Here is a 14,845-nt window from a genome sequence, read left to right on the forward strand (position 1 = left end):
AAAGAAGCGTTTTCTGATAAGTGAATGAGTGCGCTCAGATGTACATAACGGTAAAATGAGGGAAAAATAATCGTACAAGGCCCCTCTTAACATGGCCCCAGGCAACCCTATTCTCTCAATCGAGGAACCAGAGCAACCTCGATCCTTACGAACCCTGGTATTTCGCCTTACTGTAGCACCCGCACTAATTCTGTCCTTGCTCCTCGCTCTCGTTTTCACCCTGCAGCAAATGCACGATCGTCGCCAATTACTATTAAGCCACGGTCGAGCCAGCGCCGAACAGCTAGCTGAACTAATTGAGATGAGCGGGGGCCATCCAGCTGAACTTAGAATGGAATGGCTGCGTAAAAGTTTGCTGGCGCTAATGCTGGAAAAAGATATGGTCAGATCTGTTCATGTCTACTCCACCGAACCCAACCCCAAGCTAGCCCTCAACCCCAGCACCGGACTCAGCTTGCTGGCCAGTGTCGGGCCGCGTCCACGCAGCCCCATTAGCAGGGACACCCTTAACAAGCGCGAACCCTTTATTTTTGAAGATGATGAGACCCTTCAGGTTTTACAGCCATTGAAAGGCGATATCACCACCTGCTGGATAAGTATTGAGCTACATCGCCCCTATTTCCTGGTGGGAACTTACCAAGTTTTACTCGTAGGTTTGGTGGGGTTGATTCTCTGTACCCTAGCCGCGCTGGCCTGGTCGGTCATCATGTCTGAGCGCTTTGCTCACAGCCTGATTAGAATGGGGCATACTCTGGAGGCGATTGGCAGAGGTGAGTTTGATCGACGCACCCATGAAACGGAGAATCGAGAACTCGCTCAACTGGGAAACCAAATTAACGAGATGGCTGAAAACCTGTCCAGTTACCAACAGGAATACAAAGCCAACTTGCTCCAGTCTATGGATGACCTGCGCCAATCCCTGGACAGTATGGAAGAACAAAATATTGAGCTGGACTTAGCACGTAAAAGGGCGCAGGAAGCAAGCAGGATTAAATCGACGTTCCTAGCCAATACCAGTCACGAGATTCGCACACCTTTAAATGGCATTATCGGTTTTACCAACCTGTTGTTAAAAACTGGAATTGATGAGCTACAGCAGGATTACCTGCAAACCATTTTACGTTCATCGGAAAACCTGTTGACTACCATCAACGACATCCTGGACTTTTCCCGCATTGAGTCCGGCAACCTGGTCCTTGACCATATCCCTATGGACCTTGGCTTACTACTTGAAGAGACCCTGCAAATACTGGCCCCAAACGCCTATGAGCACCATCTGGAACTGGTGCCCTTGATCGATTCTCAACTCCCTCCCACTTTAATCGGAGACCCGTTGCGAATTAAGCAAATACTTACAAACTTGATCGGTAACGCGGTGCGCAGCTCAGCAAATGGCAATATCCCTGTGCGCTTGTCAGTACATAGCATTAATAACTCAGAACTTGTACTCCGTATTTCGGTTACCGGCCTGGGTAACCGTCTTGACGAGGCTGGTCGCCGTGAAATTGAAAACATCCTCACCAGCAAGTCCCCACAGCTCACCCAACAAATCAGCGCAAATGGTTTAGGGATGTCTATAGCCCGCAGCCTAGTTGAGAGAATGAGCGGCTGCACAGGTATTGAAGAAACAGCCAATGGCGGCAGCACCTGTTGGGTGCAAATTTCCCTCCAGGCTGAACGCAATCGAGGCATGTATCCGCGTATTCAATTTCCTGGCTGCCGAATTTTACTTGCAGACCCCAACCCAGTTACACGGACCCAGGTAGCTCAGCTACTCAGCCAATGGCAAGTGGAGCCCGTAGAACTCGGCGATACCGATACTCTGCAACCGGCAATCGAGCAAATGTGGCGGCACGATGCTCTACCGGATGCGGTTATTATCGATACAGCTACTGCCAAAGGTGATTTTGATAATTTCAGTAGCAAAGTGCAGTCGCTGGTTGATACCTATCAGTGCCGCGTGATCGTACTGGGCCCACCCGCTGAATTGCGTCGCTGCTACGACCAACTGCGCACCCGCACTCTCACTTTCCTTAGCAAACCCGTCACCCGAGACAATTTGCTGCGATCCCTGAAACGAGCAGTACCACAGCAGGGACAACAGCGGGTTAGTGGCGGGGTACAGGCGCTACCGTGGCCTGCACCACCGCGCGTGCTGGCAGTGGATGACCACGCGGCAAACCGCCGACTGGTCGGCGAACTTCTGCGAGCACAAGATGTAGAAATCGTTATTGCAGCAAGCGGCGAAGAAGCTCTACAGCTCTGGCAGCAGGGAGCTTTCGACCTGGTGTTTATGGATATTCAAATGCCCGAAATGGATGGTATCGAAGCTACACGTCTGATTCGTGAGCAGGAGACCGGCCGCCGTACTCCAATCATTGCCCTTACCGCCCACGCCGGCGCCGAAGAAAAAGCACGCCTGCTGTCTGCGGGACTGGACGACTACTTAAGCAAGCCTGTTAGCGAGGCCCAGCTCTCCCATATGATCAAGCGCTGGCTTAAGATCATCACTCCCCAGGCCGCAGAAAAAGTGAAGATTGAAGAGATGCGCCTGGTAGACATTGGCGAATGCCTGACCCTCGCCAACGGGGATGCCAAGCTGGCCAGGGACATGCTGCGCATGTTGATTGACGGTCTCAGTTCAGATGAGAGAGAGCTGGAAAGGTTGTACAACCTTGGGGATTACAAGGGCATGTTCGAACTCACTCATCGCATGCACGGTGGCTGCTGCTATTGCGGAGTTTCACGCTTGAGAGAATCAACTTGCGTGTTACAAGAGGCATTGCGCACTATCCAAGGCTCCGATGCCCAAGCCTTTGACCAGCGCAAACTCAATGCTGTTCTCAGGGAGATCCGGGCCCTGCGCGAGTGGGCTTCTGAACAGGACTTGGATGCGCTCTTTGGCCTGGAGGTAGTTGCCTAGCAGGATTCAAATACGACAAATGCCAGGGCCGAGTCTTTTTCATCAGACAGGCTGAGGTGGATTCTGTCCACACCAAGTTTTTCGGCCCTCTCCTCAGCTGCGCCCGCCAGTACCACCTGCGGTGCAGCGCCCTTGCGGCGACGGACATCGATATCTTGCCAGGAAACCCCTTCACCAATCCCTGTGCCCAAGGCCTTGGCTACAGCCTCCTTCGCCGCAAATCGCTTGCACAGATATGCAGCACGGATGGGCTCAGCCATAGCATAAAAGTCCTTCCTCTCCGCACTGTTAAGAACACGCTCGACAAAGCGATCACCAAAGCGCTGCCACGCCACCTCAATACGGTCGTAGTTACAAATATCGGTTCCAATACTAACAATCATTTTTTTCCGTAAACCTGTCGAAAAAGCTCTCTGCTCTGCAAAGGCTTATCCCCCAATACTTTCCTCAACAATAATCGTGTTAGGCGCTTTGCAGGTGCTAAAGCCTCACCTGACCAGCCACCCCCATTCATAGCGCTGTCCATCCCCAATAGTTCGGCACCTGAAAAAAAACACTCTCCCAGGCTCTCATCATTGGAGCGGTGAACAGGAATTAAACCCCACTCATCATCCAGGCGATAAACCCCATCTTTACTTACAGGGTCTCCTTGCGGGCCGCAAATATTGAGGGACGGGCAGGTACCGAGCTCCAGGAGCAGTTGTAACTCAAAGCGACGAAGCGGACCTTCCAGTTCAGCGTTGGAGAGTCCCTCCAGCTGAGACAGAGATTCCAGCAGGCTCTGATAAGCTGCAAACAGCGTGTAATGCGCCTCGCCCTCGGGAAGGAGCCTTACCATCAGTTCATTGGCATAAAGGCCCGCATAAACCGCTCGGCTCTTGAGCCATAGTGGTACACCAACATTTTCGACTGGACCTAGCGTTTTAAGTGAACCCGCTCCCATCAATGTGACAAGCAACGGGGTGAAAGGCTGCAATGCTTGTTGGCGGCGCTGCTTGTCACGGCGGGCCCCACGGGCGACACAGCCCAACCGGCCGTAATCGGGAGTGAAAAGCTCCAGGATCAAACTGGAGTCTTTATAGGGCCGCGAATGGAGGATATATGCGGGTTGAGGCGGTTGAGGCGTTTTCATAGGTCCAGGGAAACTGCCCTGATGATTACTCGTCTCTGTAACCGAGACTGCGCAGAGCCCGCTCATCATCAGACCAGCCAGATTTCACCTTCACCCACAAATTGAGCATTATCTTGCTATCAAACAAGCGCTCCATATCTTCTCTAGCCTGGCTGCCAATCTGTTTGATTCGCTCGCCCTTATTTCCAATGATGATACGTTTTTGGCCCGCCCGCTCAACCAAAATAGCAGCGCTGATATGCAAGACCTTACCTTCTTGGGCAAACTCCTCTACCTCCACAGTAACTTGGTAGGGAACCTCGGCACCCAATTGACGCATAATCTTTTCGCGAACAATTTCTGCTGCGAGAAAGCGCGAGCTGCGGTCAGTCACTTGATCTTCGGGGAAGAAATGCTGCCCCTCAGGCAAGTGCTTCAGAATAACCTCTTCCAAAGTATCCAGATTTACGTTGCGCAAGGCTGATATGGGAACAATTTCAGCTTTTGGATGCTCCTCAGCCAGGGCTTGTAGCTGGGGCAGTAGATCAGCTTTATCCTCGAGCTGATCCACCTTGTTCACGGCGATAATTAATGGGCACTTAATACCGCGCAGCTTATCTGCCACCAACTGGTCTGCCTCACTCCAACGAGTGCGCTCTACAACAAACACCACTACATCCACATCCCGCGCAGCACTGGCGGCAGCTCGATTCATATAGCGGTTAATCGCTTTTTCTTGATCGGAGTGCAGACCCGGTGTATCGACAAAAATAATCTGGTTTGGACCTTCGGTTTTAATACCGAGCATATTGTGGCGGGTGGTCTGCGGCTTGCGCGAAGTAATCGCGAGTTTCTGCCCCAGCAGGTGGTTCAACAGTGTGGATTTTCCCACATTGGGGCGGCCGACAATCGCGACATAGCCACAGCGAGAAGGTTGTTCGCTCAAGAAATTTCTCCGAAAGAGTTGGAGGTCTCCGGGAATCCCCGGAGCCAGAAGCGCCCCCAGTGATACAGGAGGCTGTCATTACGATGCGGGAAATGGATCCGGCGCGTCGTTTCTATTGTAAGGTTAGTCCTGCCCGGTGAGGAGCTTATAAGCTTCCACCGCCGCAGTCTTTTCAGCATTACGGCGACTGCTGGCTTCGCCTTTTACAGGCTGCGTAAGGCCACTGACACGGCACTCCACTACAAAATGCTGTGCGTGTTCAGCGCCAGAAACATCTACGACTTTATATTCCGGCAGAGGTTTTTTTCGAGCCTGTAGCCACTCCTGCAAGCGAGTTTTGGGATCCTTCACGGTCTCTAATGATAGGCCCTGCAAGCGCAATGCAAACCACTCAAGTACCCGGGCGCGCGCAGCCTCCAAACCGGCATCTAAATAGATGGCCCCAATAAGAGCCTCTACGGCATCGGCCAGAATCGATGCCCGACGAAAGCCGCCACTTTTCATTTCACCTTCACCGAGGCGCAGGCAATCGCCAATTTCCAGCTCCCGCGCAAGTTTTGCCAGGGTTTCACCGCTAACCAATTGTGCCCTCAAGCGGCTCAATTGCCCCTCGCGCCCGTTGGGGAACTGCTCGTAAAGTGCCGCGCCGATAGTGAACCCGAGTATCGAGTCGCCGAGAAACTCCAGGCGCTCATTATTACGACTCCCATGGGATCGGTGAGTCAGAGCCAACTCAAGCAGCTCGGCCTGATCAAAATCATGGCCGAGGCGCTTGCAAAGGCGTTCCAATAAAAGATCAGTCACGTTTGCGGAATTGCTCCAGATCGATCAGCGCATCACAGCAAAGCTCCGGCTTCGCGGTGTCGAGCTGTTTATTAAACTTCATCACAACATCTACGTTGTATATCAGCGGCTGGCGCAGCTCGTAATTGATGCTCACCACTGAGCCTTTTGATCCACGAACCACCTTTACCGACTTGGTAGGTTCTCCGCGTACATTATTAACTAGGAAAAAACGGCTTAGATCATTCTTAATCTGACCGCTAGTCATATTTTCCAGGTTCGGGTTTTGCCCAAGGGATTTTAACCCTTCGCTAACGTAGCGAGCATCCACATAAGCCGGAGCCATTTTAGAAACACAAGTCAATACAAATCCGACCACCGCTATAACCAGTAACCATCCCCAGTAGCTCATACCGCGCTGCTGCTTCAGTGAAAGGTTGAGTTTACCACCCATAACTATGCCCTCTATCCTTTATAAATAACCGGGCTAACGCCCGGCTGGTTTCTTTATTGGATTGAGCCTACACGCTTAAAGCTGGGCAAACTGAGCAATTTGTCCCAGTGCATCCAAATGGCGAAAGCTTTGCCGACGATATCCTTCTCTGGGACAAAGCCCCACTCCCGGCTATCGAGGCTGTTATCGCGGTTATCGCCCATCATAAAATAATGCCCTTCCGGCACTACACCACTAAAGTTACTGTACTGCCGGGGGCGGACACTTTTCTGCATCTCGTGGCGATAGCCGTCGAGATCTTCCCACATGACTTCTGTTTGCGGGTTACTTGGCGGGATAGCCCGGATCAGTTCTTGGCGAGCCATCTCACCGTTGACATAGAGCACATTGTTCTTCAGCTCTATCTTGTCACCGGGTAATCCAATCACCCGCTTGATGTAGTAGGTATCGTTTTTGTGGGGCGGAAAGAACACCATGACATCGCCGCGCTTGGGCTCCCCCACATCCATTACCTTGGTTCGGGACACTGGCAAGCGCACACCGTAGGCGTACTTGTTGACCAGAATAAAATCCCCGACTTCCAATGTTGGAATCATTGAACCTGAAGGAATCTGGAAGGGCTCGACAATAAAAGAGCGCAGAACAAACACAATCGCCAGAATCGGGAAAAAAGACTTCGCGTACTCGACAACGATCGGATCTTCTTGCTGGTCCCCGACATTCTTCTTGCGTTGACGGGCGAAAAACAGACTGTCAACTAACCAGATTCCGCCACTAATCACAACCAACCACAGCAGAATCAGAGGTAAATTTATATCCATTACTTTTCTCTACTATCCCTTATTTTTCATCGTGGCGCAGGGCCGAAGCCCTACTGATCCACCTTCAGTACCGCCAGGAATGCCTCCTGCGGCACTTCAACACGGCCCAACTGCTTCATTCTGCGCTTACCCGCTTTCTGCTTCTCCAGCAGCTTCTTCTTACGAGTAACATCACCACCGTAACATTTGGCCGTCACGTTTTTGCGCAGCGCCTTCACCGTGGTTCTCGAAACCACCTGACCACCAATAGCCGCCTGGATCGCCACATCAAACATCTGACGGGGAATCAGCTCTTTCATCTTTTCCGCCATTGCGCGGCCTTTCTGCTGCGCATTATCGCGGTGGACAATCAGCGCCAGAGCATCCACTCGGTCACCATTAATCAGGATATCCAGTCGCACCAACTTGGCCGCTTCAAAACGGACAAAGCTGTAATCCAAAGAGGCAAAGCCGCGGCTTACGGATTTGAGGCGGTCGAAGAAGTCCATAACCACTTCGCTCATCGGCAGTTCATAGCGCAGGGACACTTGTGAACCTACGTATTGCATGTCCTTTTGAATACCGCGTTTTTCCACACACAGAGTGATGACATTGCCCAGATACTCCTGAGGTACAAGAATATTCACCTCGGCAATCGGCTCCCTCATCTCTTCGATGGAGCCTACATCGGGTAAGCGCGATGGATTATCTACCATCACTATCTCACCATCTGACTGCTCAACTTCATAAACCACGGTCGGCGCTGTGGTAATAAGATCCAGATCGTATTCCCGCTCCAGACGCTCCTGGATGATTTCCATATGCAGCATGCCGAGGAAGCCACAACGGAAACCAAAGCCCAGCGCATCGGATGTTTCTGGCTCGTAGAACAGGGAGGCATCGTTCAGCGACAGCTTCTCCAGCGCATCCCGGAAAGCCTCATAATCATCTGAACTAACCGGGAACAAGCCTGCATAAACCTGGGGCTTAACCTTCTGGAAGCCCGGCAGCATATCAATGTCATCGGCGCCCTTAGCATGGGTCAGCGTATCGCCCACAGGAGCGCCATGAATATCCTTGATCCCTGCCACCACAAAGCCCACTTCACCTGCGCGAAGTACACCGGTTTCGTGGCGCTTGGGTGTAAAGATTCCCACGCTGTCCACAACATGGGCACGACCGATAGATTTGGTGACAATCTTTTCTTTGGTTTTCAGGGTGCCCTGGACAACACGCACCAAGGAAACAACGCCCAGGTAGCTGTCAAACCATGAGTCGATAATCAGCGCCTGTAGAGGAGCATCGACATCGCCTTCCGGCGGTGGTACCAAGCGCACCAGATCTTCCAGTACATCCTCAACACCGAGGCCAGACTTAGCACTGCAACGAGTCGCTTCGGCGGCATCGATACCGATAATATCTTCAATTTCTTCGGCAACCTTTTCAGGGTCCGCCTGGGGCAAGTCCATCTTGTTCAAGACAGGGATAACTTCCAACCCCTGTTCAATGGCTGTATAGCAGTTGGCAACCGATTGGGCCTCAACGCCCTGGGCGGCATCTACCACCAGTAGCGCGCCTTCACAAGCTGCCAGAGAACGGGACACTTCATAGGAAAAATCCACGTGTCCGGGGGTATCAATAAAGTTCAGCTGATAGGTCTTACCATCGCGCGCTTCATAGTCGAGCGTCACACTCTGCGCCTTGATGGTAATCCCACGCTCGCGCTCGAGCTCCATGCTGTCCAGCACCTGTTCAGCCATCTCCCGATCGGAGAGGCCACCACAGTCCTGGATAAAGCGGTCAGCCAGGGTAGATTTCCCGTGGTCGATATGGGCAATAATGGAGAAATTGCGGATATGAGAGAGATCTGTGGCCACTGCGGAATAAAAACCCTTGCAAAATCAAATGATTAGCTGGCTATAGTGCCAACTGTGTGGCGCAAGTCTAACAGAACTCATGGACAGAGGTGAGAGCTAGGTGGCCCAATGGGCCACCAATCGCTGGAAAGCGGCTAGCTTTCGATCTTAATTGTACGGAAAGTGGACTGCCCGGCGCGGAAGAAGCGAATCGGCAATAGCTCATCCTCCGGCAGATCCTTGACGACAGTTTTGTAGTCACTAATGTCGCCAACTTCTTCAAAACCAAGTTGCGCGATGATATCGCCACTGCGCAAACCTGCTTTGGCACCGGGCTTGCCTGGAATCACTTGCTTCACCAGCACCCCAGTTTCCACATTCCAGCGCTGCTTCAGAATATCGGGAATTTCCTCAACCACGACTCCCAGGCGCCCACCCACTCCAGAGCTGGGATTGGCTGCCACTTGCCTCGCTTCATCTTCAGAACCCGGCAGGGTGCCGACAGTAACACTCAGGCGCTCGGGTTTACGATTGCGGATCAACTCCACCTGGGCCTGTGTACCCGGTCGAATCTGGCCTACAACGTGCGGCAGGTCACCAAAAACTCCTATCTTCTGACCATGGAAGCGCAAAATGATATCACCGGGCATAATTCCCGCTTGAGCTGCGGGCGACCCAGGGCTCACCTGATCGATCAGGGCGCCGGCGGGCTTACCAAGGCCCATGGCTTCCGCCATATTGCGGTCGACATTACTGATTCCCACTCCGAGCCATCCGCGATCCACCCGCCCTTTTTCTTTTAACTGGGCAACCACATCCTGGGCAAGGCTTGCGGGAATAGCGAAGGAGAGCCCGATAGAACCGCCACTGCGGGTATAGATCTGCGAGTTGATACCCACTACTTCGCCATCCAGGTTAAACAGCGGGCCTCCGGAATTTCCGGGGTTAATTGCAACATCTGTCTGGATAAAAGGAACGTAATTCTCGCGGCTCTCATTGGGGATACTGCGCCCCATCGCACTGACGATCCCGGCGCTTGCCGAGTAGTCCAAGCCGAAGGGAGAGCCAATAGCGACAACCCATTCTCCCACCTGCAGTTCTTCGGAATCCCCCCAGCGTACTGACGACAGGTCCTCCGCGTCGATCTTTAACAGGGCCAGGTCGGAGCGCACATCCTTGCCAATAACCTGCGCCTCGTATTCGCGACGATCAGTCAATGTAACGGTTACCTGGTCTGCACCATCGACCACGTGATTATTGGTTACGATATAACCGTCTTCAGAGATGATAAAGCCGGAACCCATACTCGCTACCGGACGCTGCTGGCGCTGGCGCGGCTCGAAAAGGTGGCGGAAGATATCGGGAATTTCCTGCTGAAGCTGCGGCTGGCTGCTGCGACTAGTGCGGTTGCGATCAACCGTGTTGATTTTGACGACTGCCGGAGAGTTATCTTCGATTAACTCCGTAAGTTCGGGTAGTCCGCGGGCACTGGCAGCCCCGGAAACCAACAGACACAGAACCAGTAGATATTGTGTACAACGTTTAACCATAGGTTTGTTACCCCTAGTGATCCCTTCTAATATGAAACCATTGGATTTTCGAGTCCTTTCAAGGGCGAGCCTTGGCTTGTCCAGCCCCTTAGGGACTCTCAGTAACGACTTAGTGGCGATCTAGTCACCAAAGTTCTACAACAGACTGTAAAACTGTGTAAAGAGTTAACGATGTCCGAAATGCGCCCGCGCCCAGAACGCGGTCAGTTTCACCTGCCCACTGAGCTCTACGGCCAAAGTGTTTTGGGTGCCCCTCTACTCTATTTTCCCGCACAAACCGGCACCCACCACGGCCTTATAATGGCCGGCACCCACGGAGATGAAGTCGCCGCAGTCGTCGCTCTATCCTGCGCGTTGCGGGCCCTCGCCGCCAATTCATTGAGACATCACGTAATCCTCGCTGTCAATCCGGATGGCTGCCAGCTGGGCACCAGGGCCAACGCACGCGGCGTAGATCTCAACCGCAACTTTGCCACTGCAAATTGGGATGGCAGTGGCAATGTCTACCGGTGGAACAGTGCTGCGAAAAAACGCGATGTTAGGTTAAGTACAGGTGATAGCGCCGCCTCTGAACCCGAGACCTCTGCACTTTGCCAGCTGTTTGCAAAGCTGGGACCGACCTGGACCGTTTCCATTCACGAGCCCCTTGCCTGTGTCGAGGATCCCAGCAACAGCCCTCTGGGCATGCAGCTTGCCAGTGATTTCAAGCTGCCTCTGGTTGGGGATGTGGGTTACCAGACCCCAGGATCATTCGGCACCTGGTGTGCCGAGCAAACACTGCCCTGTATTACCCTTGAATTCCCCCCAATATCAGCTGATGCGGCAAGTGAAGACTATCTGCAAGCGCTAATCGATCTGCTGACTTACGACCAATAAACTCTACCCGCCTTGAAACGCAGAGGGGGCTCCACATCGCTAGCCAGCCAGGTGGGCCCATCCAGGTCCAGAAAGCTAGCTCGACTTCCCAAGGGCCAGGCTGCGCGGATAGCCCGAGAGGTACACAGCATACATCCCAGCATAATTTCCAGGCCGAGATCAGTCGCTTCATCTGCCAGTGCCAGGGCCTCGGTAATCCCGCCAGTTTTGTCCAACTTGATATTGACCATCTCATAGCGTTTAAGCAACTTCGGCAGATCCTCCCGAGTATGGCAACTCTCGTCCGCACAAATCGTCAGCGGGTGTTCAAAGCTCTCCAAAAATTCATCTTCACTCGCTGGAAGTGGCTGCTCAAGCATCGCCACCCCCAACTTGCTTAAATCATGACATCTCTGCAACAAGGTCTCTTTTCGCCATGCCTCATTGGCATCAATCACCAACCTGGCATCCGGTGCTGCTGAGCGTACTGCCGACACCCTTTCTTGCACATGTTGGTCATCAAGTTTCAACTTGAGAACATCAGCTCCCGCAGTCACAGCAATTTTCGCAGCATTTGCCATTGCCTCGGGACTATCAACAACTAATGTCTGTACGGTAGGGAGAAAATCCGGAGCCGGGTGTGGACGCCCCGCTTTTTTAGCCTCCCAATCTGCCAGCGCACAATCCAGCGCATTTCGCGCCGCTCCGGCAGGCATACGCAGCTGTAATTGCTCTCGGGTCAACCCATCACTCACCTCTTTGAGCATCGGCTGCAGCTGGTGCAAAACAGAGGCAGCACTTTCTCCATAGCGAGCATAAGGCGTGCACTCACCGACGCCAGAGACTTCACCATCACTAAGCTCCACCACCACAACTTGAGCCTCAGTGCGCGCGCCACGAGAGATGACAAATGCAGTACGTAGAGGCCAGCGCTCATCAAAACAGCGAGCCCTCATTGGCAGAGCCTCCAGGCAATAAATGGAACTCTCAGTTTAGGTCAGGGAGATTAGGGTTAGCTGGCGAAGACGGAGGCGGCGGACTATTTCTTTTGGGAGGGCTCAATCTGCAGCAGTACTGGGGTGTAGGTGGGGTTTTGCGACTGGGACCTACTGTACCAGCGAACGCCCAAAGCACCGAAGACCAGACCGATCAAGGCCCCGATTACAGCACCGGGCTCAGCGAAGAGCGAATCCCCAATCAGTGCAACTAGCACCAGGGACATCAAGGGGACGAGGTAAACCAGCAAGGCACTACTGGTCAGGGCATTCTCGGTAATACCAATTACTGCCACATCATCGAGGTGGATTTTATCAGCAGAAAAACCGTTGAGAGCTACTTTAACGCGTTTAACGCGGGTCGAAGAAGAAAACAGATCGCCCAGCAATCCAGTCCCACAGCTGGACTTGGTAGAACAGCCATTACAGGCGCTACTCTGGGTGGTCTCCACCCAGATAGCATCGGACTCTATGGCCACCACCCGGCCACGCTCTTGAAGCACCTATATGCTCACTTAACTCTTTGCGGTAATTGAGCTGGCGACACGGCGCGCTGTAGTTTCGGGGATTTCACCCACCACTGTTACAGTGTAAGCAACGCCTTCAATTTCCAGACGGTCCATATAGGCTGTTGTAGCTCCGCGGATTGCGCGACCTTTAAAGCCCTCAAGTTCTGGACCGAGGCGTTGGACAAATACAGAGAACACTCCCAGCCCATCGCTAAACACCATCATATCGCCATCAGATAACGGCTTGACGGACACTACCCTGAAACCGTCGGGCAACCAGCCCACCTGCCAGCGGCTCTGTGAAGCCGTACACTCATTCCGATTATCGATGCGCCGGGCATTATTGGAGACCGCCTGTAGTGCGGCATCCTCTACAGGGGAGAGATCCAGTTGTACAAACTGGTAACGCTCCAGTACGCGGCCCTGGGTGCTAACCAGCATGGTCTTCAACGGCAGCCCAGTCTGTTTATCGAGACTCACTACCAAGCCCAGGCGATAGCGATCCCTCGGTCGCGCCTCAATCACAACAGCATCGCGATCCGCGATTCGCTCCTCACCCCGCAAGATAAATTGGTAGGCGCGCTGAGCCTGTTGTTGGCCCGCCGAGTTCCATGCTGTAGCACGATTTCTTGGCGAAGCACTGACATCGCAATTTCCGGCACTGCCGTGGCTAATCAACTCTCTAGGCTCACCACTGAGGTAGCGCACGCGCTCTACCTGCTCACCTTCTCGAACCGCGTGAACCACCTGCAAGGTCTCCAGGAGGCCCGCATGCTCAAAGGTCACCAGACCACTGTATTCAAGCTCAGTTACTGCTTTTGCCAGCTTGGCTAGCCAATGCTCAACCTCGTTGCTACTCACTACACCCGGGCTTACCAGGCCGCTCTGCGCTGCAGGGTTGAGATTCGCAGGATTGAGATTAACTACACCAGATGTCACCCCCTCTTGCGCCGGCACGGAACCAACAGCGCCTTCCGGGGCTGCAGTTGCTGGATCGGCCGGTACTGCGGCAGGACTTTCCACCTCAGCCGAGCCCCCATCTGTCATAGCAACTTCCACTACAGCTGGGGCTGCTGCGGGAGCAGTACTCATATCGAGATTGATGGTGATGGGGGCACTGGGTTCGACCCCAGTGTCAACCTGGGCAAATGACATGGGTGCCAACAGCGAGGAGGCCAACAGTAGCCCGTTGGCCTTGAGAATCCCGCTGAAAATTCGGCGCCCCCTGGTTTCGACTTTCGTCACACTACATTCCAACCTGTTCGCCGTAAGTGGCGCGAGCAAAGGGAACCATGCCCTGACTGCCCACATGAGCGGCTTGTTCTGAGTGCTGAATCATTACGCGATTCAGGTGGCGCATCAACTCGGGAGTCGGGGCCTGCTGAATTACGGCCTGCCCCACAACACCGGTGCGTTGTTCCGGCACAAAGCGGGGAGCCGCAGTACTCACGGAGCGTGTGGAAGGGGCGGGCACATAGAAACCGGAAGGCTGCGGTGCAGACTGAACGACCGGCTGAGCCTCCCGTTCTACCGAAGCTACCGGCTGGTTTGCCCCCTGAATAGCGCTCTGTGGAGAATCTGTCATTTGCTGCACACCCAAAATGGCAGCAAAGGCCACCGTCGCAGCAACAGCACCACGGGACAGCGGACGCCACCAGCGATTGTTGACCAAATTGCCAGTAACCGCAGATCCCCCATTGCCGTTTTGCGACAGAGGCTCTTCCTCATCGATGGCCGCAGAAATACTCGCTGCAAGGCCGATGTCGACCGGCGCGACCTGTTCGCGGCGCATAACACTCGCCGCAAGTTGGTAACGCGACCAGCGCTCACCGAACTCTTCAGAGGCCGCGCTGGCCTTCAGAAGCCGTTGCAGCTCCAGTTCGCTGACTTCGCCATCCATGAGCGCCGAGAGCGACTCGTTAAGACGTTCCTGATGATTCCCGTGGGACATAGGGGTTAACCCTCTTGTGCAATCATTTATTCGGTGCCCACAAGCACCATATTTGGTTACATGTTATGACCGGAGTCTGAGCAGTTGGTTTCCCCGACTGGGAAAATTTTCC

The 14,845-nt window shown here is 53.5% G+C and carries 14 protein-coding genes; 2 read left to right on the forward strand and 12 right to left on the reverse strand.

Features of this window, described 5'->3' with window-relative positions:
- The first annotated feature begins 91 nt into the window (after positions 1–91).
- Entirely contained in the window at positions 92–2,923 is a 2,832-nt protein-coding gene (locus tag ACJJI8_RS22365) for a response regulator (protein WP_444933787.1), read from the forward strand.
- Here the strand turns inward: ACJJI8_RS22365 and acpS are convergent.
- The 8 genes from acpS to ACJJI8_RS22405 form a co-directional block, all read right to left on the reverse strand.
- A complete protein-coding gene (acpS, locus tag ACJJI8_RS22370) occupies positions 2,920–3,306 on the reverse strand; it encodes a holo-ACP synthase (protein WP_282931967.1) in 387 nt (128 codons plus the stop codon). The two genes, ACJJI8_RS22365 and acpS, sit on opposite strands and share 4 nt — an antisense overlap.
- Entirely contained in the window at positions 3,303–4,055 is a 753-nt protein-coding gene (gene recO / locus ACJJI8_RS22375) for a DNA repair protein RecO (RefSeq protein ID WP_444933788.1), read from the reverse strand. The genes acpS and recO overlap by 4 nt, the downstream gene beginning before the upstream one ends.
- A gap of 25 nt (positions 4,056–4,080) precedes the next feature.
- A complete protein-coding gene (era, locus tag ACJJI8_RS22380) occupies positions 4,081–4,980 on the reverse strand; it encodes a GTPase Era (protein ID WP_282931965.1) in 900 nt (299 codons plus the stop codon).
- A gap of 123 nt (positions 4,981–5,103) precedes the next feature.
- Entirely contained in the window at positions 5,104–5,784 is a 681-nt protein-coding gene (rnc, locus tag ACJJI8_RS22385) for a ribonuclease III (RefSeq protein ID WP_282931964.1), read from the reverse strand.
- Positions 5,777–6,217, reverse strand: coding sequence for a DUF4845 domain-containing protein (locus ACJJI8_RS22390; RefSeq protein WP_444933789.1), 441 nt, complete (start codon positions 6,215–6,217; stop codon positions 5,777–5,779). The genes rnc and ACJJI8_RS22390 overlap by 8 nt, the downstream gene beginning before the upstream one ends.
- Before the next feature lie 53 nt (positions 6,218–6,270).
- A complete protein-coding gene (gene lepB / locus ACJJI8_RS22395; protein ID WP_444925497.1) occupies positions 6,271–7,038 on the reverse strand; it encodes a signal peptidase I in 768 nt (255 codons plus the stop codon).
- Between the two features lie 50 nt (positions 7,039–7,088).
- Positions 7,089–8,894 (reverse strand): translation elongation factor 4, encoded by a 1,806-nt coding sequence (lepA, locus tag ACJJI8_RS22400; protein ID WP_413662746.1) that lies wholly within the window; start codon positions 8,892–8,894, stop codon positions 7,089–7,091.
- Positions 8,895–9,028: 134 nt separating this feature from the next.
- Positions 9,029–10,423, reverse strand: a complete 1,395-nt coding sequence (locus tag ACJJI8_RS22405; protein WP_413662747.1) for a Do family serine endopeptidase — start codon at positions 10,421–10,423, stop codon at positions 9,029–9,031.
- A 171-nt stretch (positions 10,424–10,594) separates the two neighbouring features.
- Between ACJJI8_RS22405 and mpaA the strand changes: the two genes are divergently transcribed.
- Positions 10,595–11,299, forward strand: coding sequence for a murein tripeptide amidase MpaA (gene mpaA, locus ACJJI8_RS22410; protein WP_444933790.1), 705 nt, complete (start codon positions 10,595–10,597; stop codon positions 11,297–11,299).
- Here mpaA and ycjG read toward each other — a convergent pair.
- The 4 genes from ycjG to ACJJI8_RS22430 all read right to left on the reverse strand — a co-directional run bounded on the left by ycjG (position 11,287) and on the right by ACJJI8_RS22430 (position 14,733).
- Positions 11,287–12,234, reverse strand: coding sequence for an L-Ala-D/L-Glu epimerase (ycjG, locus tag ACJJI8_RS22415; protein ID WP_444907696.1), 948 nt, complete (start codon positions 12,232–12,234; stop codon positions 11,287–11,289). The two genes, mpaA and ycjG, sit on opposite strands and share 13 nt — an antisense overlap.
- An 83-nt stretch (positions 12,235–12,317) precedes the next feature.
- Positions 12,318–12,776: a SoxR reducing system RseC family protein gene (locus ACJJI8_RS22420; protein ID WP_444907695.1), complete on the reverse strand. Its 459-nt coding sequence runs from the start codon at positions 12,774–12,776 to the stop codon at positions 12,318–12,320.
- A 12-nt stretch (positions 12,777–12,788) separates the two neighbouring features.
- Positions 12,789–14,027, reverse strand: coding sequence for a MucB/RseB family sigma factor regulatory protein (locus tag ACJJI8_RS22425; RefSeq protein ID WP_444907694.1), 1,239 nt, complete (start codon positions 14,025–14,027; stop codon positions 12,789–12,791).
- 1 nt (position 14,028) lies between these two features.
- Positions 14,029–14,733 carry a sigma-E factor negative regulatory protein gene (locus ACJJI8_RS22430; RefSeq protein WP_444907693.1) on the reverse strand — a complete coding sequence of 235 codons (705 nt, stop codon included), beginning with the start codon at positions 14,731–14,733 and terminating at the stop codon, positions 14,029–14,031.
- Positions 14,734–14,845 lie beyond the last annotated feature (112 nt).

Source organism: Microbulbifer maximicatervae (SeqCode) (assembly GCF_052467695.1).

Excerpts from the sequence above, each read along its gene's own strand:
- ACJJI8_RS22365 (WP_444933787.1), top strand. The coding sequence starts at position 92 with ATGGCCCCAGGCAACCCTATTCTCTCAATCGAGGAACCAGAGCAACCT.
- acpS (WP_282931967.1), bottom strand. The coding sequence starts at position 3,306 with ATGATTGTTAGTATTGGAACCGATATTTGTAACTACGACCGTATTGAG.
- ycjG (WP_444907696.1), bottom strand. The coding sequence starts at position 12,234 with ATGAGGGCTCGCTGTTTTGATGAGCGCTGGCCTCTACGTACTGCATTT.
- ACJJI8_RS22405 (WP_413662747.1), bottom strand. The coding sequence starts at position 10,423 with ATGGTTAAACGTTGTACACAATATCTACTGGTTCTGTGTCTGTTGGTT.
- ACJJI8_RS22390 (WP_444933789.1), bottom strand. The coding sequence starts at position 6,217 with ATGGGTGGTAAACTCAACCTTTCACTGAAGCAGCAGCGCGGTATGAGC.
- mpaA (WP_444933790.1), top strand. The coding sequence starts at position 10,595 with ATGTCCGAAATGCGCCCGCGCCCAGAACGCGGTCAGTTTCACCTGCCC.
- lepB (WP_444925497.1), bottom strand. The coding sequence starts at position 7,038 with ATGGATATAAATTTACCTCTGATTCTGCTGTGGTTGGTTGTGATTAGT.
- recO (WP_444933788.1), bottom strand. The coding sequence starts at position 4,055 with ATGAAAACGCCTCAACCGCCTCAACCCGCATATATCCTCCATTCGCGG.
- ACJJI8_RS22430 (WP_444907693.1), bottom strand. The coding sequence starts at position 14,733 with ATGTCCCACGGGAATCATCAGGAACGTCTTAACGAGTCGCTCTCGGCG.